The sequence below is a fragment of the Sorangium sp. So ce1335 genome, assembly GCF_051521615.1.
Lineage (GTDB): Bacteria > Myxococcota_A > Polyangia > Polyangiales > Polyangiaceae > Sorangium.
In genome coordinates, this window is sequence record NZ_CP150363.1 from 9,892,867 (window position 1) to 9,919,312 (window position 26,446).

Consider the following 26,446-nt stretch of genomic DNA (forward strand, 5'->3'; position numbering starts at 1 on the left):
GCTCCGCACCACCATAATTGTGCAGCACGGTTGTCTGCGCGTCGTCGCGCGCGCCTGTTTTGACGCACGCTGTCACCAGCGTACGTGGCGTTGCCGCGACCCTCGCGGGGGGCTCGACGCCGCCCTCGGGACGGCGGCGCGCGCTGGCCTCGCGCGCCGGAATCTGCGGCGCCGTGTGCTCCTCGGGTCGCGGGCCTGGCTGGCCGAGGCGGGGTTCGACCCGCGGCGAGGGGCGCGGCCGCTGAAGCGGATGTGATCGACGCGCAGGCGATCGCGCCGATCGCGGCGCGCACGGTGGAAGATCCCGGGTGCAGGGACCGGGAGATCTTTGTCGCGGGCGGTGGCGCGGGGGTCGCGCTGCGGTCCGGGCAGCTCTGCCGCTCGAGGCGCGCTCCCGTCAGCGCGCCTCGGCGGGCTGCTCGGCCGCGGGTCCGGGCTCCCCGTGAACGATCGCCCACACGAACTCCGGGATGAGCGCGAGCGAGTGCTGGTCCTGCGTGACGCCGATGAGGCCGCTGATGAACTCCAGGGCGTGCTCCCGGCGCTGCGCGTCGGTGAAGCGCAAGGGCGCGCTGGTCAGCCCGGGCGGGAGCCGAGCGAGCCCCGGCCCCTCCGGCTTCGCCAGCGCGGAGAGCGGGTTGCGCCGGGTCTCCGCGGCCTTCCAGCGATCGAGCCAGCCGTCGAGGTACGCATTCGGAATGAAATGGTCGGCGGGCCAGGCGCGCAGGTACGGGAAGAGCACGTGGATCCACCCGGTGAGCTCGTCCGCGGCGTTCTCGTACCGGAAGAAGGCGCGCCAGAACGCCGGGTCCGGACGGCCCTCCGCCGACGCGACGATCTGGTCGAGCGCCGGCAGGAGAGCGTGAGTCCAGCGCTCCGCCCCGAAGGGGCCGAACGCCGCCGCGCGGTGGCGCACCCAGCGCCAGTCGTCCGCCGTGCCGAGCAGGTAGATGCGCGGGATTCCGGGGTTCGGAAAGCTCATGTCCGCGGGGAAGGGCGGCTGCCACTCGTGGTGCGGCACGAACGGCGTCATCACCGTGAGCTCCGACGCCACGCGCTCGACGGGTCCCGTCGTCGAGAAGCCGGCTGTCACGAGCTCCCGCAGCTTGCCGACCCGCGCGGCGACCTGGGCGGAGAAGTCCGAGAACGCGACGGGCCACGGGTTCACCTCACCCAGCGTGAAATCCGGCCGATCGATCGTCAGCTCGAAGTCGCCGTCCTCGAGGAGGATCTGGCGCCGTTGCTCCTCGCTCGCGGCGACGTGGAGCGTGAACCCCCGGGCCAGGCAGAACCAGATCACGTCGGGCGAGAGGACGAGGGGATACCGCTGGGTGAAGGCCATGGTTGCCGCCTGGACGAGCGGGTGCACATCGGTGCGTCCGACGAGGGGCAGGCGATGGCGGTAGGCCGCCTCGACAGAGGAGACGAGCAAGCTCTGCACCGACGATTCCTCGTCGAACGCGGGCAGCGGCGCCGTCGCAGGCTCGAGGTCGGTGACGGCGATGGTCGTGATGCTCATGGATCCTCGCTCTCCTGGCCCTGCGCGACGGCTTCATGGGCCAGCGCTGCCGCTTCAACCTCGTACACAAGAGCGCCGCGCGAGACAACTCGCCTCGGCGGCGGGCGCAAAGCGAGCCGGCTCAACCCTGGATTCGCGCCGGTCACCGCGCCGACACCTGCCGCGCCGAGCGCGCCGACGCACGGCATGCGCCCGGCGCGTGATGGGGGGCAACAATTCACCCACACAACAATATTACAGCACGACGGGCGCGCCGGCGCGTGCACTCGCGAGATAGATCACCTGCTCCGCGGGCTGATCGCCATCGCAGCGCCTGTCGCCACGTCGCCCTGAACGCATGCCCGGATTCGCGGCGGCGTCTCGACGGGCGAGCGCCGCAATGGGGCGAGCCGTTGCGGATCCGAGGCGCGTGGCACGGCCCGATCCGCAGGGAGCTCCGAAGCGATGCGCAGCGGGCGGAGCAGGATGGCATGGCGCGGGATATCCCGCCGCGAGGCGCGGGGCCGAGGCGCTTGGCAACGCATGATTTTCGCGTCAATCATGGCTCATGAGGTCCTCACGGAGCCGTTCGACGTCGCCGGCCAGATCGATTCGCTCGGATCTGCGCGCCCAGGTGAAGAGCGCGGGCAATTTCGCGCATCCCGCGTCCGACGCCAGCCTCCCGTCCAGCAGCACGACCGCGCCGAACGCCGTGAACCAGGCCGCGCCCCAGAGCCCGACCCCGAAGCCGGGCGCCTTCTCCAGCTGGGATCCCGTCACACGGAAGAACATCGGCAACACGAGCTCGACCGGCTCGACGAGCACGACGACCGCGCCGTCAGGGAGTCATTCCGGGAGCACGACGACCGGCAACCATGGCGCCAATGTAGGCCGAGCGCCGGCCAATCTACCTGGCTCGCCCACCGCAGCGCCCAGGCCGACGGTCTCTCCGGTTGACCTCCCCGCGCGCCAGAGCGGGACGCCGGGCCACGGCGGGTCGCCCTCTCCCGCGCTCTCCAGCTCGACAACGCCCTCTGGCAGCGCTGGGACCCCGCAGGTCCCCGTCAGGCCGCAATCCGCCGGGTCGCCCGCTCCGACGCAGACCACACAGCCTCCCATCAGGCCGCAATCCGCCGGGTCGCCCGCTCCGACGCAGACCACACAGCCTCCCATCAGGCCGCAATCCGCCGGGTCGCCTGTTCCGACGCAGACCACACAGCCTCCCATCAGGCCGCAATCCGCCGGGTCGCCCGCTCCGGCTCAGACCACACAGCCTCCCATCAGGCCGCAATCCGCCGGGTCGCCCGCTCCGGCTCAGACCACACAGCCTCCCATCAGGCCGCAATCCGCCGGGTCGCCCGCTCCGACGCAGACCACACAGCCTCCCATCAGGCCGCAATCCGCCGGGTCGCCCGCTCCGACGCAGACCACACAACCTCCCATCAGGCCGCAATCCGCCGGGTCGCCCGCTCCGACGCAGACCACACAACCTCCCATCAGGCCGCAATCCGCCGGGTCGCCCGCTCCGGCTCAGACCACACAGCCTCCCATCAGGCCGCAATCCGCCGGGTCGCCCGCGCCGACGCAGACCACACAGCCTCCCATCAGGCCGCAATCCGCCGGGTCGCCCGCTCCGGCTCAGACCACACAGCCTCCCATCAGGCCGCAATCCGCCGGGTCGCCCGCGCCGACGCAGACCACACAGCCTCCCATCAGGCCGCAATCCGCCGGGTCGCCCGCTCCGACGCAGACCACACAGCCTCCCATCAAGCCCCAAGCCGCCGGGTCGCCCGCTCCGACGCAGACCACACAGCCTCCCATCAAGCCCCAAGCCGCCGGGTCGCCCGCTCCGACGCAGACCACACAGCCTCCCATCAAGCCGCAACCCGCCGGGTGGCCCGCTCCGACGCAGACCACACAGCCTCCCATCAAGCCGCAACCCGCCGGGTCGCCCGCGCCGACGCAGACCACACAGCCTCCCATCAAGCCGCAAGCCGCCGGGTCGCCCGCTCCGACGCAGACCACACAGCCTCCCATCAAGCCCCAAGCCGCTCCTTCCAGCGGCGACCTTCCCCAGGGCTCCACGCCGCGCCCCAAGCCGTCATCCCCGCTCCCGGGGAATGCTCCCCAGGGGAACACCAGCGCCACGACGCAGGGGAGCACGGGACCCAAGGACGGCGAGTCCTCTGGAAAGTCGCCCGCGAAGGAAGCCGCCGCCAAGGACGGCTCGTCACAGACCTCCCCCAAGACGGGCGAGACCAGCGGGAAGGACGCCGCCACGGGAAAGCCCGCTTCCGCCGCGCAGAACACGCCCACCAGCCCCTCCGCCCCGAAGTCTCCGCCCGCGGGGAAGGGCTCGCGGCAGCCGGGGCGTGGACGCCCGGGACCGCAGCCGGGCAGCTCGTCCACCACGACTGCCCCAGGGCAGGACAACAAGGTCACGTGGATCACGGACAATGCCGTCGAGAAGAGCCAGTGGCGGACCTCCACGGGCAGAGGAATGCGCAAAAAGGCGAAGCGCGCCATCCCGAAGCTCACCGGCCCGCTGACCCGAGGCGGCTTCCCCTCCCACCCCGCGGAAGCGAAGAAGCAGATCGGGAAGCGCTTCCCCAAGGGACAGCTGTTCAGCGATGCCGAGTGGGACGCCTTCAAGGAGCTCTCCTCGACCCCGGAGGGACAGACCTGGCTCAACGCCTCGGGCATGCTCACGCACGGCCAGATCGAGCAGTACCTCTCGGACGACAACCCCGAGAAGTTCCGCGGCTTCCACCTGCTCCACAAGCCGAGCAAGGTCGTCATGGCGAGCTACGTCTCGCGCCAGATGAACAGCGGCGAAGGCGGCAAGCGCTTCGAGGGCACCCCCCCGGAGGCGGTGGCCCTGTCCATGGAGGCGCGGCACACCACCGACCCGGCGAGGAGGGACGAGCTCAAGAAGCAGATCGATCAGAACATCGCCAACGAATGGGCCAAGACGCTCGAGTATACCGAGCCCAACGACGACGCGATCAACGCCATGGATCAGGGGGCCGTGCTGGCTCCGAAGACGCTCAAGGATAGCTTGACGTTCACGGAGCCCAAGCCGCTCTCGACGGACGAGGCCCTCGCCCGGTACCGGCAGTCGATCGAGGTGCTCAAGAACATCTTCCACCTGCTCCAGGCCGGCGCCGAGATCTACGACGCCAGCACGAAGAGCCATGTCCCGCTCCAGGGCGTGCCGGTCGCGAAGCTCCTGTCGCACGGCGGCCGCGTCAACATCCGGATCCCCGAGGGCAGCCCGGCCTACGCGCTGACAGAGTTCCTCGGCATCACCGACAGCAACGGCAACCCCAAGGCCGGCGTGTTCAAGCGCGACTTCGGGACGCACCACATGTCGCTCAGCAAGACGAAGTTCAAGGAGCAGGGCGGGCAGTACGCCGCCATCCGGTCCAAGCTGGACGACACGGAGCTCTACGGCATGAACCTCGCTATCGGCGGGATCGGCCTCAAGGACTTCAACGGCGACGTGATCCTGCCGGACGGCGCCCACGGGCACATCTTCATCGGCCACCGCCCGCCCAAGCCGGGCAGGCTTGGCGCGCTCCAGATCGGCATCGAGACCACCGGCCCGGGCGCGCCCAGCACCGTCGGCTACGTCCACAACTGGCGCTCCACCGAGAAGACCGCCAACCCCATCTCCAGCGTCGGCGGCCTGAAGCAAGACAAGATCGGCGACGAGAAGGGCAAGAACGCCCGCACCGTCGATCTGCGCAAGTTCGGGGACGACTGGAAAGGGCCCCTCAAGGACCGAGCGGACCAGTTCGAGCAAGACGTAAGGGAAAACCCGACAGAGGCGATCAAGAACCTCGTCGGCCCGCGCGATGTTCCGCCGCACGACACCCCGGATACCGCGCCGCTCGCCACCGCCGAGCCGTCCGATGGATCGTCCGATGGGTCGTCTGACGAGTCGGACGGCTCGTCGGATCGGTCCGAGCGAGGTTCGCGGCGCGGCGATCGCCGCGATCCGCCGGGTGACGCCGCGTCCGACCCGAAGCGAGGGGCCCAGGATCCCGGGCAGGGCGGCTCGGATCAGCGGACGCGAGGGGTCGAGCAAGCCCCCAAGGGCGACGAACCCCGCGAGACGCCCGGTGACGCGCCGGAGCAGATGACGGCCAAGGCGCCGGAGGCCTCGAGTCCTCGCCCGGAAGCTGGGACGACGCAAAGCGCTCCAGGGAAGGCGCCGGAGAGCCCCGGCCCGCGCCTGCCGGAGACCACATCGCAGCCGCTCGCGGAGGGCCCCGGGAGCCCGGCCACGGCCATCTCCCCCGGGGTGAAGGCTCCGGCCGAGTCGCCCGCGACCGGCGCACAGGGCTCCGCCGCAGCTTCCGCGCCCGAGAGCCCGGGGCCCCTGCAGTCGGGCGACGAAGGCGACTCCGACGACGAAGGCGAAGGCGACGACGAAGGCGAAGGCGAAGGCGAAGGCGACGACGACTCCGACTCCGACGACGAAGGCGAAGGCGAAGGCGACGACGACTCCGACGACGAAGGCGACGACGACTCCGACTCCGACGACGAAGGCGAAGGCGAAGGCGACGACGACTCCGACGACGAAGGCGACGACGACTCCGACTCCGACGACGAAGGCGACGACGACTCCGAAGGGAAGGCGCCGGTGAGCCCCGGCCCGCGCCTGCCGGAAACGACATCGCGGCCGCCCGCGGGGGGCCCCGGGAGCCCGGCCACGGCCATCCCCGGGGTGAAGGCGCCGGCCGGGTCGCCCGCGATCAGCGCACAGGGCTCCGCCGCAGCTTCCGCGCCCAAGAGCCCGGGGCCCCTGCAGTCGGGCGACGACAGCAGCGTCGAGGAGGACATCGAGGACACCTCCGATCTCGTCGCGAACGCGCTTCCCGACGACTACGTGCACGAATCGATGGTGACGTTCGACCCGAAGAACGTGCCGCGCCCCCTCGCGAGCCCCAGGCCGTCGCAAGCGGGCATCGACAGGATCCTCGACCGCTGGGGGTTCGACGATCACGCCTCCTTCAACCGCGATCTCGACATCGATGGGCTCACGAAGCCGGGCGAGGACCCGGACATCGGCCCGGGGCCCTTCGAGAGCACCGTCTTCCCGGCCGGCGGCTTCGGAGTGACGGTCACCTTGCCGCCGGAGCTCGTGGAGCTGCGCGTCGCGCTCACCGTCGCCCATGAGCTCTCTCATGCGAACCAGTACGACTCCCTCGACCTCATCGATCTCGAAGGCAGGGAGGCCGACATCGATCGCCTGCCGCCGCTCGAGCGAGATCTGCATCAGACCGCGTTCGAGCGGCAGAAGGCGGCGCTCGAGGTGGTTGGCTACCAGTCGGAGATCGTCAACCTGCAGCGCTTCAGGCAGGCGCTCAATGATGACGAAGCCAGGGTCTACGAGGATGGGCTGCTGGCCATGGAGGACCAGGCGAGGACCAAGCGGGACGCGTTCTTCGAGCAGCTCACTCCGGAGCAGCAAGCCTTGTTCGCCCAGGAGGGGCTCGATGCGGTCCTCGAAGACATCCAGCGTGGCGTCGACGTGAGGTTCTTCCGGAACAATGCGCAGGACACAGACGAGGAGGACGCGGGCGACGAGGACCAGAGCAGCGACGACGACGACGACCACAGCGATGCGGACTCGGACCGCGACGACGCCGAGGACCAGGCTGACGACGGCTCCGAGGATGACGGCTCCGAGGACGAAGGCGACGACGACTCCGACGACGAAGGCAAAGGCAAAGGCGAAGGCGAAGGCGACGACGACTCCGACGACGAAGGCGAAGGCGACGACGACTCCGACGACGAAGGCGAAGGCGACGACGACTCCGACGACGAAGACGAAGGCGAAGGCGACGACGACTCCGATGACGACGGCGAAGGCGACGACTCCGACGACGAAGGCGAAGGCGACGACTCCGACTCCGACGACGAAGGCGAAGGCGAAGGCGACGACGACTCCGACTCCGACGACGAAGGCGAAGGCGAAGGCGAAGGCGAAGGCGAAGGCGACGACGACTCCGACGACGAAGGCGAAGGCGAAGGCGAAGGCGAAGGCGACGACGACTCCGACGACGAAGGCGAAGGCGAAGGCGAAGGCGAAGGCGACGACGACTCCGACGACGAAGGCGAAGGCGACGACGACTCCGACGACGAAGGCGACGACGACTCCGACGACGAAGGCGAAGGCGACGACGACTCCGACGACGAAGGCGAAGACGACTCCGACGACGAAGGGAAGGCGCCAGAGAGACCTGGCCAGCCCCGGCCGGAGACGACCTCGCAGCCGCCCGCGCAGCGCGCCGCGACCCCGGCCACCGCGATCACCACGGGGATGCAGGCGCCGGTCGGGCCGCCCGCGCCCGCCAAAGCCGGGTGGCTCGGCAAGAGGCTCGGCACCGGGGGACACGGGTTCTCCGGGATGGTCTCCAACAAGGGCGCCGCCGAACGCGAGCAGGCGCTGGCAGACCAGTACGCGCTGCAGATTGGACCGGACGAAGACGCCGGCGGCGAGCACTTCTCGCACAAGATGCTCGACCATATCGAGAAGGCCCTCGGCGCGCTGCCGCCCGAGCACGTCACCGGCAGTCCGACGCTGCGGAAGATCATCCGCGACATCTCCTCGGAGCAGGCGGCGAGCGCGTACGACGAGCTCACCGACACCATCAACATCGTCAATCCTCCGAAGATCCCCACCTTCCTCTACAGCCGGCTCAACCGGCGCTGGGACTGGCAGCGAAAGCGCATGGATCGCGGCGCCATCCGGGACTTCGACGGCGTCAGCAAGGAGCAGGACAGGGCGCTCGGCATCACCGAAGACCGCCACGTCATGGGCGGCGTGTCCGACGTGCTCGCCAACGGCAACCTGATCAAGTGGACCATGCGCCACGAGATCGCCCACTCCATCGACAAGCTGATCGACTGGAAGGGGAACTTCGCCGGCGACGACCGGTTCGGCGGCTGGAGGGTGCACTCCAACACGCGGGACATGGAGGACATCGCCCGCGCCATCTTCGACAAGGTGGGCATCACCGACGAGGAGGCGAACCGCGAGACCGACGGCACCTCCCTGGTCAAGCTCTTCGCTTCCCTCCTCCACGCCCCCTCGCGGCGCGAGGACATGACGCCCCTGGAGGACTTTCCCGCCGACGCCGCCTCCGAGAACCGAGACCTGCAGAAGAAGCTCGAAAAGGCCGTCGACACCGTCAAGTTCGCCATGGCCCAGCCGTGGACGCTGGACGACGGCGGGGCATCGAAGCTCGAGGTCGACGGCCGCATCTACCACGTCGACCATTACGATAACTGGGTCAGCTATCGTCAGGACGCCCGCAACAACGCCGTCTCCAATTACCAGTTCTCCACGCCCGCCGAGTGGTTCGCGGAGACGTATGCGTCCTACTACGACCCCGACCCCGCGCCGAGGGCGCAGCTGACCCAGGCGGTGCGCGACTTCTTCGGCAACGACCTCCCGGGCCTGGTCAGCAGCGGGCAGGAGAGATGGCAACGCATCAACGAGAACATCCGGAGGGCCGAGCAGGGCACCGGGACCCAGCCGCCGGAGCCGCCCGCCGGGAGCTCAGCCGGCCCCAGCACAGCGAGCCCCAGCGCGGTCACCGCCGGCCTGTCCAGGGACATCACGACCGGAACCCCGTCCGGCGGCTCGCGCGCGGCGAGCCCGCCTCGCGACGCCACGGGCGCCCCGCAGGACAGCCCCTCTCGCGACGCCAACGGTGGCTCCCAGGCGAGCCCCCCTCGCGACGCCACGGGCGCCCCGCAGGACAGCCCCTCTCGCGACGCCAGCGGTGGCTCCCAGGCGAGCCCCCCTCGCGACGCCACGAGCGCCCCGCAGGACAGCCCCCCTCGCGACGCCAACGGTGGCTCCCAGACGAGCCCCCCTCGCGACGCCACGAGCGCCCCGCAGGACAGCCCCCCTCGCGACGCCAACGGTGGCTCCCAGACGAGCCCCCCTCGCGACGCTTCAAGCGCTTCCCAGCACAGCCCGCCGCGTGACGCCGCGCGCGCACCCAACGACAGCGCGGTGCGGGAGACCGACGCCGCCCGCGAGGGCCTGGGCAACTCCCAGGCCGCCTTGCAGACGCTCATCGACGCCAGCAAGACCTGGTCTCATCCGGCCACCGCCGCGGACAAGCAGGACGCCAAGAAGCTCCTCGGCGACATCATGCGCTCTCAGGGCGTGGACAGGTCGCTCGTCGACAGGCTCGAAGAGCTCATCGACGACCCCGACTCCATCTCCCAGCACGAGTTCGCCATCTGCGCGCCGCAAAGCGTGCTCCGCACGCAGCTCACGTCCGACCTGGCCGGGTTCGCGCGCGTGGTCGCGGCCGAGTTCACCGGCAAGCTCTTCGATCGCAACGGCGAGCAGATCGCCGATTTCTCGCTCGACGACCAGGGCGAACGTCGCGCGACGACGAGCACCCAGGCGATCGACGATCCCATCCAGCGCGTCATCCGCGGCGACCTCCCGCTGAAGGACGCGCCCATCGGCAACAAGCTGCTCCAGAACGGCGTCAAGAAGGCCGGCGCCGGGCGCGCCGACGCCGAGAACAAGGGGCGCGCCTGGTCCGACAAGCACGTCCTCGATTACCTCCTGGCGCGGGGCCTCGGCAAGATGCTGAGCAAGCTCGCCCCGGAGCAGTACGACGCCGATGCCGGGTACACCGCCGGCGTCATCCCCGGTTACCTCGACAAGGCGGCCACGCGCGACAAGGACGCGACGGGCCCGTCCAAGAAGCTCGGCGATCTGCAGCTCTCGGCCGATTCGCTGGTGACGATGTTCACCCGGATCCTCGGCGGGGACGCCAAGACCATGGTCGACGGGGACAATCACGACGTCCGCCGCATCAACGACACGCTCGCGAGGCCCGAGCAGGCGCCCTTCGCCGTGGCCACGTTCCTCGACGGCGACGGGCTCGCCGAGCGCGCGGAGCAGTTCGCCAAGGATCCGACGACGGCCAGGCCGTTCGACGAGGCGGTCACGAGCGACACGTCGCGCGCTCACCAGGTCGTCCTCGATGGCCAGATCACCGAGGATGGCGATCATTACGTCGTCCCGCTGCACACGTGGCAGCAGAGCTTCTCCGTCAAGGTGAAGAAGGACCTGCTGCCCTCCCTCTTCCCGGTCTTCACCTACGGAACCTACCTGCCGCCGCAAGCGCCGGCTGCGAACAACGCCGCCAGCGACAAGACGCCGGCTGCGGACGACATCGCCCGGCAACAGGCTCCGGCTGCAAACGAGGCTCCTAGCGACCAGGCGCCGGGGAGGGACGCGTGGAGCGGGCTCACCACCGGGGGCGGCGACCCGCTCGGCACAGGAGGACGCGGGCTCACGCCCGGGGAGACGTCGCGGGACAGCGCGCCTAGAACCCCACCCCAGGACGCCCCGGCGAGCCAGCCGGCAGGAAACACCCCCGCGTCGGGCAGCGGGGAGAAGGCAGCCGACCCGCAGTCGCAACTCGATCCGATCGAGGAGGAGCCGGAGCCGCCGTCGGAGCGGGCGCCGGATCCGGCGACGTCCACCCCCGTCGAGGAGGTGACCTGGATCGTCGACAAGGCCGTCAAGAAGACCATCTGGCGCACCGACACCGGCCTGCTCAGCCGCGAGAGGGCCAAGCAGGCTCTCTCCGCGATCCAGAGCGAGCTGAGCGCCAGCGGCTTCCCCCCCGACCCCACGACGGCCAGGGAGCAGCTCGGAGGGCGCTTCCCCAGAGGACCGCTGCTCAGCGACGCCGAGTGGAGCGCCTTCGAGCAGCTCTCCTCCACCCCCCAGGGGCAGAGCTGGCTCAACGCCTCGGGCATGCTCACCCACGAGCAGGTCGAGCAGTACATGTCCGGCGACCTGAGCATCAACCCCGAGCAGTTCCGCGGCTTCCACAAGCTCTACAATGCGAGCAAGGTCGTGCTCGCCAGCTACGCCTCGCGCCAGATGAACCGCGGCGAGGCCGGCAAGCGCGTCGAGGGCACCCCGCCGGCCGCAGTGGCCCTGTCCATGGAGGCCAGGCACACGACAGACCCGGCCAGGCGAGATGAGCTCAACAGGCTCATCGATCAGGGCATCATCGAGGAATGGTCGAAGACCCTCGAGTACACGAAGCTCAACGACGCGGCGACCACGGCCATCAACAAGGGCGCCGTGCTCGCTCCAAAGACGCTCCTCAATAGACTGACCTTCACCAAGGGCAAGGAGCTCTCGAAGGACGAGGTCATCAAGCGGCACGGGCAGTCGCTCAAGGTGCTCAAGAACGTCTTCCACCTGCTCCAGGAGGGCGCCGAGATCTACGACGGCGCCTCCAAGAGCCATGTCCCGCTAGAGGACGTGCCCGTCGCCAAGCTCCTGTCCCACGGCGGCCGCGTCAACGTCCAGATCCCTGCGGGCAACGCTCCCTACGCGCTCACCGAGCTCCTCGGCATCACCGACAGCAAGGGCAACCCCATGCCCGGCGTGTTCAAGCGCTTCATCGGCACCCACCACACCTCGTTCCCAGGTGGCAAGTTCAAGGAGGAGGGCGGCCGTCTCGCCGGACTCAAGACCAAGTTCGATGACACCGAGCTCTACGGCATCAACCTCGCCGTCGGCGGCCTCGGCCTCAAGGACTTCAACGGCGACGTCATCCTGCCCGACGGCGCCCACGGACACATGTTCATCGGCTACCGCCCGCCCAAGCCGGGCAGGCCCGGCGCGCTCCAGATCGGCATGGAGACCACCGGCCCCGGCGCGCCCAGCACCGTCGCCTACTCCCACAACGCGCGCTCCACCGAGAAGACCGCCAACCCCATCTCCAGCGTCGGCGGCCTCAAGCAGGACAAGATCGGCGACGAGAGCACCAAGAACGCCCGCACCGTCGACCTCGGAAAGCTCGGGAGCGACTGGGCAAAGACCCTCAAGGACCGCGCCGACAGGTTCGAGCGAGAGCTGAAGCAAAAAGGCAAAGACGCCCTCCACGAGCTCCTCGGCCCCCGCACCCAGCCGCCGCAAGCGCTCCAGGACGGGTCGGGAGGTCCCGAGCAGGAGCCGCGGGACAACGAGCGACGTGATCCGCCCGGTGAACCGCCGGACGCTCGAGGGAAGGCGCCGGAGCGACCCGGCCAGCCCACGTCAGAGACGACCTCGCCCCCGTCCGCGCGGCGCCCCGGGACCCCAGCCACCGCCATCACCACGGGGATGCAGGCGCCGTCCAGGCCGCCCGCGGCCGGCGCGGGGAGCTCCGCCGCAGCCGCAGCGGCCGCGGACCAGGAGGCGGATCCGCCGTCGCGAGCGCCCACGTCCGTGTCGTGGCTCGGCAAGAGGCTCGGCACCGGGGGACACGGGTTCTCCGGGATGGTCTCCAACAAGGGCGCCGCCGAGCGCGAGCAGGCGCTCGCCGACCAGTACGCGCTGCAGATCGGACCGGACGAGGACGCCGGCGGCGAGCACCTCTCGCACAAGATGCTCGACCACGTCGAGAAGGCCCTCGGCGCGCTGCCGCCCGAGCACGTCACCGGCAGTCCGACGCTGCGGAAGATCATCCGCGACATCTCCTCGGAGCAGGCGGCGAGCGCGTACGACGAGCTCACCGACACCATCAACATCGTCAATCCCCCGAAGGTCCCCACCTTCCTCTACAGCCGGCTCAACCGGCGCTGGGACTGGCAGCGAAAGCGCATGGATCGCGGCGCCATCCGGGGCTACGACGGCGTCACCAGGGAGCAGGACAGGGCGCTCGGCATCACCGAAGACCGCCACGTCATGGGCGGCGTCTCCGACGTGCTCGCCAACGGCAACCTGATCAAGTGGACCATGCGCCACGAGATCGCCCACTCCATCGACAAGCTGATCGACTGGAAGGGGAACTTCGCCGGCGACGACCGGTTCGGCGGCTGGAGGGTGCACTCCAACACGCGGGACATGGAGGACGTCGCCCGCGCCATCTTCGCCAAGGTGGGCATCACCGACGAGGAGGCGAACAGCGAGACCGACGGCACCTCCCTGGTCAAGCTCTTCGCTTCCCTCCTCCATGCCCCCTCGCGGCGCGAGGACATGACGCCCCTGGAGGACTTCCCCGCCGACGCCGCCTCCGAGAACCGAGACCTGCAGAAGAAGCTCGAAAAGGCCGTCGACACCGTCAAGTTCGCCATGGCCCAGCCGTGGACGCTGGACGACGGCGGGGCATCGAAGCTCGAGGTCGACGGCCGCATCTACCACGTCGACCATTACGATAACTGGGTCAGCTACCGCCGGGACGCCCGCAACAACGCCGTCTCCAACTACCAGTTCTCCACGCCCGCCGAGTGGTTCGCGGAGACGTATGCGTCCTACTACGACCCCGACCCCGCGCCGAGGGCGCAGCTGACCCAGGCGGTGCGCGACTTCTTCGGCAACGACCTCCCGGGCCTTGTCAGCAGCGGGCGCGAGAGATGGCAACGCATCAACGAGAACATCCGGAGGGCCGAGCAGGACGCCGGGCCTCGGCCGCCTGCAGCGGGCCAGAGCGCGATCACCACCGGCTTCAACCCTGCCGCGAACGTCGATCCAAGCAGCCTCGGTGACGGCCAGACCAGCGACCCGGCGGACATGCTGGGCGGGTACAACCCCGGGTCGAGCAGCGGGGAGAAGGCAGCCGACCCGCAATCGCAACTCGACCAGATCGAGGAGGAGCCGGAGCCGCCGTCGGAGAGGGCGCCGGATCCGGCGACGTCCACCCCCGTCGAGGAGGTGACCTGGATCGTCGACAAGGCCGTCAAGAAGACCATCTGGCGCACCGACACCGGCCTGCTCAGCCGCGAGAGGGCCAAGCAGGCTCTCTCCGCGATCCAGAGCGAGCTGAGCGCCAGCGGCTTCCCCCCCGACCCCACGACGGCCAAGGAGCGGCTCGGAGGCCGCTTCCCCAGGGGACCGCTGCTCAGCGACGCCGAGTGGAGCGCCTTCGAGCAGCTCTCCTCCACCCCCCAGGGCCAGCTCTGGCTCAACGCCTCGGGCATGCTCACCCACGAGCAGGTCGAGACGTACCTGTCGGACGACCAGAGCATCAACCCCGAGCAGTTCCGCGGCTTCCACAAGCTCCACAACGCGACCAAGGTCATCCTCGCCAGCTACGTCTCGCGGCAGATGAAGGGCGGCGAGGCCGGCAAGCGCTACGAGGGCACACCGCCCGCGGCGCTGGCCCTGTCCATGGAGGCAAGGCACACCACCGACCCGGCCAGGCGAGATGAGCTCAACAGGCTCATCGACCAGGGCATCATCGAGGAATGGTCGAAGACCCTCGAGTACACCCAGCCCAACGAGGCGGCGACCACCGCCATCAACAAGGGCGCCGTCCGGGCTCCGAAGACGCTCCTCAATACCCTGACCCTCACACAGGGCAAGGAGCTCTCCAAGGACGAGGTCGTCAAGCGGCACGGGCAGTCGCTCACGGTGCTCAAGAACGTCTTCCACCTGCTCCAGGAAGGCGCCGAGATCTACGACGGCACCACCAAGAGCCATGTCCCGCTAGAGGACGTGCCCGTCGCCAAGCTCCTGTCCCACGGCGGCCGCGTCAACGTCCAGATCCCCGCCGGCACCGCTCCCTACGCGCTCACAGAGCACCTCGGCATCACCGACAGCAAGGGCAACCCCATGCCCGGCGTGTTCAAGCGCTTCATCGGCACCCACCACACCTCGTTCCCGGCTGGCAAGCTCAAGGAGCAAGGCGGCCAGCTCGCCGCCCTCAAGACCAAGTTCGACGACACCGAGCTCTACGGCATCAACCTCGCCGTCGGCGGACTCGGACTCAAGGACTTCAACGGCGACGTCATCCTGCCCGACGGCGCCCACGGCCACATGTTCCTCGGCTACCGCCCGCCCAAGCCGGGCAGGCCCGGCGCGCTCCAGATCGGCATGGAGACCACCGGCCCGGGCGCGCCAAGCACCGTCGCCTATCCCCACAACTGGCGCTCCACCGAGAAGACCTCCAACCCCGTCACCAGCGTCGGCGGCCTCAAGCTGGACAAGATCGGCGACGAGAGCACCAAGAACGCCCGCACCGTCGACCTCGGAAAGCTCGGGAGCGACTGGGCAAAGACCCTCAAGGACCGCGCCGACAGGTTCGAGCAGGACCTGAAGCAAAAAGGCAAAGACGCCCTCCACGAGCTCCTCGGCCCCCGCACCCAGCCGCCTCAAGCGCTCCAGGACGACGGCGTCGGCCGGTCGGGCGATGTGCTCGCCGGAGCCGCCGCGCCGGACGCGACCCCGACCACCGCCGGAGGCGCTGTCCAGGCCGAGCCGAGCGCCCGGTACCAAGGGAAAACGCTCGACGAGCTGCTCGGCGCCCTCGACCAACAGAGCCGCACCTGGCCGCACCCGGCGACCGACGAGAGCAAGAAGGACGCGATAGAGCTCCTGACCGCGCTGCTCCAGCAGCAGAACGTGCACCCGTCGGTCATCGACAGGCTGCGTGAGCTCATCGAGAACCCCGCCTCGCTGTCGCAATCCACCTTCACCAACTGCGCGCTCGTCAGCGTCCTCTATCCGACGCTGAAGAACGACCTCGCCACCACCTCGCACCTGGTCGCCGCGCTCTTCACGGGCAAGCTGCTCGGCAAGCTCGCCAGCGCCCCTGGGGCCAGCACGTTCGGACCGCAGGGCGCGGGCAAGCCGCTCAGCGACGGCCTCGACCTCATCCGGCGCGTGATGACGGGAGAGGTCCCGCAATCGCTCGGCCCGGCCCCCACGAGGCCGCTCGTCAACGGCCTCCGGACCGCCAAGGCCAAGAGCGACAGCCTGAAGACGGACAGGGACCGACAGCGGCTGGATCGCCACCTCCTCGACCACCTGCTCGCCCGCGGCCTCGTCGAGATGCTCGGCCCCGACGCCGTGGCGAAGCTCGAGCAGCAGACCGACGGCGTCCAGCAGGACGGCATCGCGGCGGCTCAGGGCGACCTGCTGGCCTCGGCGAAGTCGGTCGCGAGCCTCTTCGGCTCGGCGCTCGGCGCGAACGCCAGCGTCATGACCCACAGCTCGCCCGGGGGTCACGACATCGCGCGCCTCAACGAGGCCCTGCGGCAAACGGATCAGGCAGGCTTCGCGGTCGCCACCGTGGTGGACGGCGAGGCGCTGTGGAACGCGGCGAAGGAGCATGAGGCCAGCTCCACGGCTCCTCACGCTCCCGGGGACGCCCCGCGGCTCGGCGTGACCGCCACGACCACGCCGCACCATGCCCCGATCGACGGCCCGATCACGGAGGACGGCGACTCCATCCTCGTGCCGATCCAGTCCTGGGGGCGCACCTTCCCCGTGCGGGTAAACAAGCAGGATATCCCGAAGGTGTTTGCGGCGATCACCTACGGGACCGCTCTCCCGCCGCGAGCGCCGTCGCCCACCGCCCCCGCTCGAGAGCAACCTCTGGCGGACACGCAGGCAGGGTATAACCCTCCGCTGGACGGCGGGGACGAGGCCGCCGACCCGCAATCGCAAGCCGACGCGATCGAGGAGGAGCCGGAGCCGCCGTCGGAGAGGGCGCCGGATCCGGCGACCTCCACCCCGGTCGAGGAGGTGACCTGGATCGTCGACAAGGCCGTCAAGAAGACCATCTGGCGGCCCGACACGGGCTTCGTGAAGCGCGAGCTGGCGAAGCGCGGTCTCCCCGCGATCGCCAACGAGCTGCGCGCGGGGGGCTTCCCGAGCGATCCAGGGAAGGCGAAGGAGCAGATCGGCGGGCGCTTCCCCAAGGGAACGCTGCTCAGCGACGCCGAGTGGAGCGCCTTCGAGCAGCTCTCCTCCACCCCCCAGGGGCAGAGCTGGCTCAACGCCGCCGGCATGCTCACGCGCGGCGAGATCGAGCAGTACCTGTCGAGCGACCTGAGCGACAACCCCGAGCGGTTCCGCGGCTTCCACCAGCTCCACAAGGCGAGCAAGGTCGTGCTCGCCAGCTACGTCTCGCGCCAGATGAAGGGCGGCGAGGCCGGCAAGCGCTTCGAGGGGACTCCTCCGGCGGCCGTTGCCCTGTCCATGGAGGCGAAGCACACGACCGACCCGGCGAGGAAGCGGGAGCTCGAGCAGCTCATCGACAAGGGCATCGTGGAAGAGTGGTCCAGGACCCTCGAGTACACCGAGCCCAACGACGATGCGAGCACCGCCATCGACAAGGGCGCCGTGCTCGACCCGAAGAAGAAGGGCAAGAAGCTCTCGAAGGACGAGGTCGTCGAGCGGCACGGGCAGTCGCTCACGGTGCTCAAGAACATCTTCCACTTGCTCCAGGCAGGCGCCGAGATCTACGACGACAGCGCCAAGAGCCATGTCCCGCCGGAGGGCGTGCCCGTCGCCAAGCTCCTGTCCCACGGCGGCCGCGTCAACGTCCAGATCCCCGCCGGCACCGCGCCGTACGCGCTCACAGAGCACCTCGGCATCACCGACAGCAAGGGCAACCCCATGCCCGGCGTGTTCAAGCGCAGCTTCGGGACGCACCACATGGCGCTCGACGATGGCAAGTTCAAGGAGCAGGGCGGGCAGTACGCCGCCATCCTGGCCAAGCTCGACGACACCGAGCTCTACGGCATCAACCTCGCCGTCGGCGGCCTCGGACTCAAGGACTTCAACGGCGACGTCATCGTGCCCGACGGCGCCCACGGACACCTGTTCATCGGCTACCGCCCGCCCAGGCCGGGCAGGGCCGGCGCGCTCCAGATCGGCCTCGAGACGACGGGGCCTGGCGCCCCCAGCACCGTCGGCTACGTCCACAACTGGCGCTCCACCGAGAAGACCGCCAACCCCATCTCCAGCGTCGGCGGCCTCAAGCAGGACAAGATCGGCGACGAGCAGATCAAGAACGCCCGCACCGTCGACCTCGGCAAGCTCGGGAGCGACTGGGCAAAGACCCTCAAGGACCGCGCGGACAGGTTCGAGCAAGAACTGAAGCAACGAGGGAAGGAGGCGCTCCACGAGCTCGTCGGCCCCCGCACCCAGCCGCCGCAGGAGCTCCAGGACGCCGCGCAGCGGTCGGGAGGTCCAGCGAAGCAGCCGGGGGGCGACGAGCGGCGTGCTCCGCCCGAGGGTGCCCCGGAGGACATGCTGGCAGGGCATCTGCCCGATGCGGACAGCGGGGAGGACGGGTCCGATCAGCAGCAGACCGAGGCCCTCGCGGTGATCAGCCGGGCCGTGCTCACCGCGCGGCGCGTCGCCGAGCAGACCAGCGGGGACAAAGACACTCCGTACACAAGGACCCGGCGAGACGAGCTGACGACCGTCGACAGGCACCCGCTGGCGGCGCTCTACGGAATGCGCGTGATCTCGACCTGGACGCCGCGGGACTGGCAGCCCGGCATCGCCGTCGAGCACGAGCTCAGCACCTCGTATTTGCGGGACGCCTACGACGACCCCAAGAAGAGAGGAGCGCTCGGCGTCTTCAATCGTGCCACGCAGAAGATCCTTCAGGACAAGGGGCGGACGCGCGACGCCAGCAAGGCCTATTTCCTTGTCAACTCCAGGAGCGCCGTCGAACGCATCCAGCCTCTCCTCGACCAGGGAGTCCTGACATCTGCCGAGATCATCCCCGGCACGCCAGGGATCCATGTCCTCGAGGTCGCCCTCGCCAGCGGGAGCAGCAATGACCCCGGCGAAGCGCCGTCCGAGAGGATCCGGAACTACCTGAAACACGTGGGGGCGACGCCGTCGACCTACCAGGTGTACAGGTACGTGGAGCCCATGGCGGGCGAGCTCGCCCTCGACAGCAACATCGATAACGTCGGCAGGCTCGCTCGGATCCTGAACAGCGAAGATTTCGAGAATCTGCAGAGCATCGCCGACTCCTTTTCGTCGATGCGGTTCATCTTCAAGACCGCGGTGTCGCTGCTCGAGGGTCTCCGCGGCGTCGCGGAGCGCCCCGACGGCGCGTTCCGTCACGGGAAGCTCGTTCACGAGGCGTTGACGAACATCGAGCGCCTCCTCCCGATCTTTTACGTGTTCAGGGACAGCAGCGCGCGCGTCATGCCCTACTACGACCTGCTGGTCGACGAGCTCTTCCTCGTGCTCGCCGCGGCACATCCGTATGAGCCGGACGACATCATCGAGGGCGAGCGGCTTGTCCAGGACCAGCGCAATCGGGAGGTGAAGGAGCTCGCCGAGGCCGAGGGCGTGAACCGCCTGATTCGCCCTGCCTGGAGCGGGATGGATGCGCTCGTGACCGCGCTCGAGGCGGCGCGGCGGAGCAGCGGCGAGAGCGTCCACCTGCTGGACAACGACCGCGAGCAGGCGAATTACTTCGAGGTCCCCGAGGTCCTCGCCGCGCAAGCCCGCATCGCCGCGCGGGACAAGGAGCGTGACGCCGGCATCGTGTTCGCCACCCTGGACCCGAGCTCACCCCTCAGCGAGCCCACCTCGCCGGAGGACGTCATCCGCGAGGTGCGCGAGCGGGTCGAGCGCTTCGAGGCCCAGAAGCCGGACGGCGTGAGCACGGTCTCGCTGGTCCTCGATACGACGATCCAGGCGGAGCCAGAGGCGCCCGGCGATCCCACCCACGTCGATCATGTGGTCGGTGCGCTCGCCGACCTGGTGGAGAAGGGAAAGCTCCAGATCTTCCTGGCCAGGAGCTACCAGAAGTACCAGGGCCTCGGCAGCGCGAAGGTGATGGGAGGCGCGGTCACCCTGCTCCGCTCGGAAGGCGGCCCTCCGGAGAGCAGCGCTTTCCTCGAGAGCATCGAGACCGACGGCAACACGTCGCGCGACGAGTGGCAGTTCTTCACCCACGTCCTGAAGCACGCCAGCGCTCATGAGCTCGGGATGATCCGGGTCGCGTCGGACAACGCCGCGTTCGTCGCGGAGCAGCTGTTCCCGAGGGGCGGCGGCGCGCCGTACAGGAGGGGGCTGCCGTTCCTGATGAAGGACGCCTCGATCGAGCAGCACCTGAAGAACCTGGACGTGCTGCAGCTCGACAGCTTCGGGCTCGTGACCAGCACGTTCCTCGGCATCTCCGGCGTCGGCACGCGCGTGACGATCGGCCAGGAGCCGAAGGAGCGCCTCATCGAGAAGTTCTTCGCCGCGGGGCACCTGATACCGGAGAATCTAACGTCGCCCAGATTCCCCACCCTCGACGACGTGCTCTCCCAGATGCAGGCGATCCTGACGGAGGTGAAGGACCGGTACCGAGAAGGACATGAGGCCCCCGAGCAGCTCCCGTTCGACCCTCACCGACCGAGCGCCCCGAAGCCCGAGGCATCGGACATCGCCGAGCAGTACCGCTCCATCGTCCGCACGCGCTCCGAGCGCGGCGCGCCAGGCGACGCGCACCTCGATCACGTGCTCGCTTCGTATCTCTCGTTGAGCTTCCTGGCCCTCCGAGGCGAGAGCGACGACTACATGAAGGGCACCCTCATCACCTCGCCCAGGAAGACGCGAAGCCTCGACCGCAAGGCGTTCGTCCGGATGAGCCGCGAGCTGTTCGGCACGGGGTTGCTCCTTCGCGTGACGCCGGAGATGCGCAGGCAGCTCAGCGCGGCCTGGATCGCGGCCCTCGCCGACCTCAGGCCCCGGGCGAGTCGCCTGTCCGCTCCATCGAGCGCCGACGCGACGGACGCGCGCGAGAAGCTCCCGGGTCAGCGCGAGCTCGAGATCGAGCTCAAGACATTCGGAAGCTTCGCGCCGACGAGCGACCGCGGTCGGCTGACCGATGAGCTCCTCGACGAGGTCTCCAGGCTGCTGATGGAGCGCGATGCGCCGGCGTCGCAGCCGGCCCCGAGCGCACGCGCGTCCGGATCGGGTCTGCAGGCGTCGTTGATCGCCGCCCAGGCATCCTCCACGGCGATCCCCACGCCGGTGGCCGCCGATCCGGGCGTGGCACCGGCGCCCGGGGTGTTCCCGCCGCCGCCCTCTGGGGCTTTCCCGCAGCCGCCGCCCCCACCGCCGCCGCCGCTCCCTGGGACTTTCCTGCAGCCGCCTGCGCTGCCCCCTGGGGCTCTCCAGCAGCCGCCGCCCCCGCCGCCTCCGCCGCCCCCTGGGCCTTTCCAGCAGCCGCCTGCGCTGCCCCCTGGGGCTCTCCAGCAGCCGCCGCCCCCGCCGCCTCCGCCGCCCCCTGGGCCTTTCCAGCAGCCGCCTGCGCTGCCCCCTGGGGCTCTCCAGCAGCCGCCGCCCCCGCCTCCGCCCCCGCCGGGCCCCGCGCAGAACGCGGAGGACAGGCTGGCCGGGTACAACGGCGCTGCGGGATCGACGATCGAGCCAGCGCGCACGCCGTCGCAGCCCCTGGCCGCGGCGCTCCCCGCCGCGCAGGGCGCGCTCGGCACCCCTGCCCCGACCACCGACGGCACGGCCGAGGCCGAGCAACGCACGCAGACCCAGGACAGCGCGCTCGATGCGCTGATCCAGACGATCAGCGAGCAGAGCAGCGCGTGGCCCCGCCCGGCGACCGGCGAGCACAGGAAGCAGGCCGCCGAGCTGCTCGGCCGGCTGCTCGAGATGCAGGGGGTCAGCCCGCCGATCGTCGAGCGGTTGAGCACGCTCCTCCAGGACCCTGCCTCGCTGTCGCAATCGGCCTTTGCCAGCTGCGCGCTGCACAGCGTCCTCTACACCACGCTGAAGAACGATCTCGCCACGGCCGCGCACCTGGTGGTCGCGCTCTTCACCGGCACGCGGCTCGGCCACCTCGCGAAGGCGCCCGTGGACGGCGCCTTCGGCGGACAGCAGGGCTCGGGCGATGTGGCGCTCAGCGAGGGCCTCGACCTCGTCCGGCGCCTGCTCACGGGCGAGATCCCTCGACCCCTCGGCCCCGCGCCGACCCGGCTGCTCGTCAACGGCCTCAAGACGGCCGGGGCCAAGCGCGACAGCCTGAAGGGGCAAGACGCAGCCCGAAAGGAGCTCGACGTCCACCTCCTCGACCACCTGCTCACCCGGGGTCTCGTCGAGTTGCTCGGAGAGGACACCGTCGCCCGGCACGAGAAGCAGACCGACGACGCCGCGCAGCCCGGCGTCGTCGCCGCGCAAGGCGATCTGCTGCTCTCGGCGAGGTCGGCCGCGACCCTCATGAACGTCGCCCTCGGCGCGGACGCCCGGATCATGACGAGCGCCTCCCCCGGAGGGTACGACATCGCGCGCGTCAACGAGGTCCTGCGGCAGACCGGCCAGGGAGGGTTCGCGCTCGCCACCGTGATGAACGGCAAGGCGCTCCGGGACGCAGCGGAGGAGCACAAGGCCAGCCCCTCGACCCCCCGCGATCCCGGGACGATCGCGCGGATCGCCGAGATCGACGCGTCCAGCGCGCACATGGTCGCGATCGACGGCGAGATCACGTCCCACGGCGACTCCTTCATCGTGCCGATCCACTCGTGGGGGCAGACGTTCCCCGTGCGGGTCGACAAGGCGGACATGCCGAAGATCTTCGCGGCGTTCGCCTACGGAACGCGCCCCCCGGCGCGGGCGCCGTCGACGAGCGCCATCGCCGAGGTGCAACCGCCGGCCCCCCGCGGCCCCGATGACGTGCTGACCGGCATGACGCTCCGCGTGCAGGACTTCGACAGCGTGGCGGACTGGCGCCGCTTCAACGAGGCGGTGCGCCCGTGGCTCGGCGAGCTCTACGGTATCCAGCGCGCCGAGGAGCTGCGCAACGTCATCAGCGCGCTCTCGGCCGAGCCCGCGAGGCTCTTGCTTCGCCTCCACGACGAGCACCCGGAGAGAGCGCCCGTCGCGCTGCGCCGGCTGGGTCGCTTCAACATCAACTACGCAGACAGGCTGAGAGATCTCCTGGCGAGGCTCGAGGAATCCGAGCCGTCCGACGCCGATTTGCTGGAATCGGAGCTCCTGTCCGAGCTGGAGTCGCTGGGGCACGCGGACAGCGATGACGAGGGGGGCGCGTCCGACGCAGGCTCGCTCGATCTCGATCAGCAGCACCACGCCTCGCAGCCAGCGCTCGACGAGTCGCAGAGCGCGCGGGACGAGTTCGACCAGTGGGCGCGCGATCAGCTCGAGTCCGGGGACTCCGACGCGGGGATGCCTGAGCCCGCGCGGCTGGCGCACACCAACGTCCAGGGCATGCACCTGCTCCACGGGTCGAACAAGGTCCATTACTCGTTCAACGTGCCCAGCGACTACCTCGACGAGCTGACGAGCGTCGCGCGAGACGCCGGCGTCAGAGAGGATCTCGCGGATGCCCGGACCGGCTTCCTCAACCCGGACCATTTCGAGAAGCAGAGCAGCTACACCTGGCGGCTGAAGCCCGGCGTGAGCGCCAGCGAGGCGCTGCGGGGGTTCTTCAGCCCCGAGGAGCACCTCACGGTCGCCGAGTGCGGCACCACGATGCAGGCGATCAACTACCGCACGATCCTGCGCGCGGTCGGGGACGAGGACTTCGACCGGATGTTCGGAGGCGAGGACAACGACGTCCCGGATGAGAATCGGCTCATGCTCCAGCGCGACTTCAGCGCCCAGAACCCGCTCCAGCGCTTCTTCGAGCCCGAGAGCGCGACGCTGGACGAGGAGGAGCGGGCGGAGATGACCCGCGGCGGGGCGGGCCTGCGCAACGCCCCGAGCTCGCGCCCCGCGAAGCGCGGCGGCTGGTACTACATCAAGAACCACGAGCTCTACGTCAAGCGCCACCCGGAGGGCTTCTGGAGCGGCGAGAACGCGATGTACATGGGGCGCGACGACGCCCAAGCGCAGGTGTTCAGCGGGTTCGGCGTGGCCCCGACGACCGAGCAAGAGCTGGCAGAGTCCCTGGCCAGCGAGTTCAATCAAGCGCCGAGCGAGACCGAGATCGAGAAGATCCTGAGCACAGGCCGCGATCTCAGCCTGGCGCTGCCGAGGCTCGGAGATCTCGGCTCGATCGACGCCATGCCGCTGAGCGTGGCGAGCATGGACCTCATCGCCAGGATGAACGGGTATCCCGACATCCGCTCAGCGCCCAGGGAGCCCGGTGAGCGCGGCCCCGCGGACGCGGCGCGACGCCTGCTCCGGAGGGCGCTCGAAGGCCGGCCGCTCCAGCAGCCGCTGGAGCCCACGGATCTCGTCGCGACCCTCGATCTCTCGGAGCTCGACAGGAGGGCTTTCGAGGAGGGTGATCCCGGTCCTGCGCAGAGATCGCTCGGCACGTGGGGGGTGCGCCTCGTGCCCGGCCCGGAAGACGCGGGCCCCTCGCACGGAGACCAGGCCGGGAGTCCAGGGGCGCGTCGCGCCGTGCTGCGCTGGACGCGGCCGTCGACCGGCCGGCAAGCCGCGGGGCAGCACACAACGCCGTATACGCTCGTCTTCGACGGCTACTGCAAGCGGTTCAACTTCACGTTCACGCCGACCTTGATGAACCTCTTCCTCGAGCTCAACCGCGACAGGATGACGCCCGTCAACGAGCGCGAGCGGACGGTCCGCAAGACGACGAACATCCGGGTCCAGGAGGGCACGGAGTTCATCTTCCCGCTGCCCAGCGAGGTGAACAAGCTCGCGAAGGTCGCCGGAGGCTTTCAGAGCATCGGCGGCAAGGTCCTGTCGGCCGAGCAGATCCGGAGAGAGTTCGACCGGCAGGAGCTCTTCTCGGGCGACGACGCGGCGGACGAGCTCGCCGGCTACAGGCCGCAGAGCGCCGCCAGCGACGGCGACGCCGGCGCGCAGACCGCGGCCGCTGCCCCCGCCGCGAGCGCCGAGATCGCCCGAGCGGACGGCTCGCCCCGCGAGGCGCCGGCCGCGCGAGCGACCGACGCGCCGGCTGCCCTCGACGGCGCCGAGAGCATCCCCGCGCCGATCGACGCCCTTGTGAGGACGCTCGTCGCGAAGAGCGGCGCGTGGTCCTCCCCGCGCACGCTGGCGGACAAGCGGGAGGCCATCGCGCTGGTCACCGAGCTCCTGCAGCAGCTCGGCATGGACGCGAAGGTCGTCGACAAGGGCGAGCAGGGCGAAGACGCCCCCGACGACGGGCACTCCGCCTGCACGTGCGTCCGCTAGGCCCGGCCGCGCCGGCGCCCTCCTCGCGCGGCCGCGGCGATCGCCGCGCCGCTCAGCCCGACCAGCCATCCCGCGCCGCCGCCCCCGCCGCGGGGCGCCCCGCCGACGCTGCAACCCGTGACCTGCTCCGCCCCGCACTCGGGCGAGAACCCGTGCCTCGGGATCGGGTTGCACGCCACGGGATCCACCTCCGCGGGCGGGAACAGGGCGCAGATGCCGTTGATGTCATCCTGCTCGATCGAGCGGAACACGGTCTCGTCGGCGCCAAAGGAGGTGACCATCGTCGCCCCTCCCTGCGCCGTGTGCGACAGCCCGAGAAAGTGCCCCATCTCGTGCGTCACGACCGCCAGGAAATCGTGACGCAACTGGCTGCCGGAGGCGCACCCGTCGTCCTCGCCGCCGCTCCCCGGATCGAGCGCGATGGCCGGATTGAGCTGATAGCACGCCGTGTTCATCTCGACGTCCGCGTTGTAGATCTCCCCGTCGCGGGTGTTGAAGATCTGCGTCGTCAGCGCGATCTGCTGCGGGGCGCGCGGCCAGCGATCGTCTCGGAACGTGAACACGTTCGCGTTGCCCGCGCGGACGTTGTACTCCACGTCGCCGCACGAGACGTCGCCCATGTACTGCACGGCGAAGCCTGGCTTTCCACCGCCCGGGCACTCCACGCTGGCCCAGGTGGCGAACGCCTCGTCCACCGTCCTCCGGATCGTGTCAAAATCGAAATACCTCGATCCGACGTCGTGAAGGGCGTAGCCCATGCACGTGCGATTCCACCGGATCGTCGAGCACGTCCACTTCGCCTCGGGCGGGTGGGTGCACGGCTTGTCGCTCGGCGCCAGCGGGCAGGTCTGGCCCCATTCGCAGGTGCTCGGGCAGGTCTCGATCGGATCGCAGCGGTAATACGACGTGACGCACTCCGGCTTCTTCTGCCCGATCTCCTCCGCCGTGCACTCGGAGGAGACGCACGTCTCCGTCACGCAGTAGGCGCTCGCGCTCGAAGGCCACGCGGCGATGCCGGCCGCCGCGAGCGCGGCGACGGTGCGTCCGTAAGGTGCAGGCAAGCTCATGCG

Annotated in this window: 4 protein-coding genes; 1 reads left to right on the plus strand and 3 read right to left on the minus strand. The window is 69.9% G+C overall.

Annotated features, from left to right (window positions below; genetic code table 11):
- Window positions 1–397: 397 nt before the first annotated feature.
- Window positions 398–1,519: a DUF4419 domain-containing protein gene (locus tag WMF24_RS37025; RefSeq protein WP_437732167.1), complete on the minus strand. Its 1,122-nt coding sequence runs from the start codon at window positions 1,517–1,519 to the stop codon at window positions 398–400.
- Between the two features lie 534 nt (window positions 1,520–2,053).
- The gene (locus WMF24_RS37030) at window positions 2,054–2,323 is read right to left on the minus strand and encodes a hypothetical protein (protein WP_437732168.1); all 270 of its coding nucleotides are present in this window, start codon (window positions 2,321–2,323) and stop codon (window positions 2,054–2,056) included.
- A gap of 1,675 nt (window positions 2,324–3,998) precedes the next feature.
- On the opposite strand from WMF24_RS37030, the gene WMF24_RS37035 reads away from it, so the two are divergent.
- Window positions 3,999–25,376: a hypothetical protein gene (locus WMF24_RS37035; RefSeq protein ID WP_437732169.1), complete on the plus strand. Its 21,378-nt coding sequence runs from the start codon at window positions 3,999–4,001 to the stop codon at window positions 25,374–25,376.
- On the opposite strand, the gene WMF24_RS37040 is transcribed toward WMF24_RS37035, so the two are convergent.
- The gene (locus WMF24_RS37040) at window positions 25,373–26,443 is read right to left on the minus strand and encodes a matrixin family metalloprotease (RefSeq protein WP_437732170.1); all 1,071 of its coding nucleotides are present in this window, start codon (window positions 26,441–26,443) and stop codon (window positions 25,373–25,375) included. The two genes, WMF24_RS37035 and WMF24_RS37040, sit on opposite strands and share 4 nt — an antisense overlap.
- Between the last annotated feature and the right edge of the window lie 3 nt (window positions 26,444–26,446).

Excerpts from the sequence above, each read along its gene's own strand:
- WMF24_RS37025 (WP_437732167.1), bottom strand. The coding sequence starts at position 1,519 with ATGAGCATCACGACCATCGCCGTCACCGACCTCGAGCCTGCGACGGCG.
- WMF24_RS37035 (WP_437732169.1), top strand. The coding sequence starts at position 3,999 with ATGCGCAAAAAGGCGAAGCGCGCCATCCCGAAGCTCACCGGCCCGCTG.
- WMF24_RS37040 (WP_437732170.1), bottom strand. The coding sequence starts at position 26,443 with ATGAGCTTGCCTGCACCTTACGGACGCACCGTCGCCGCGCTCGCGGCG.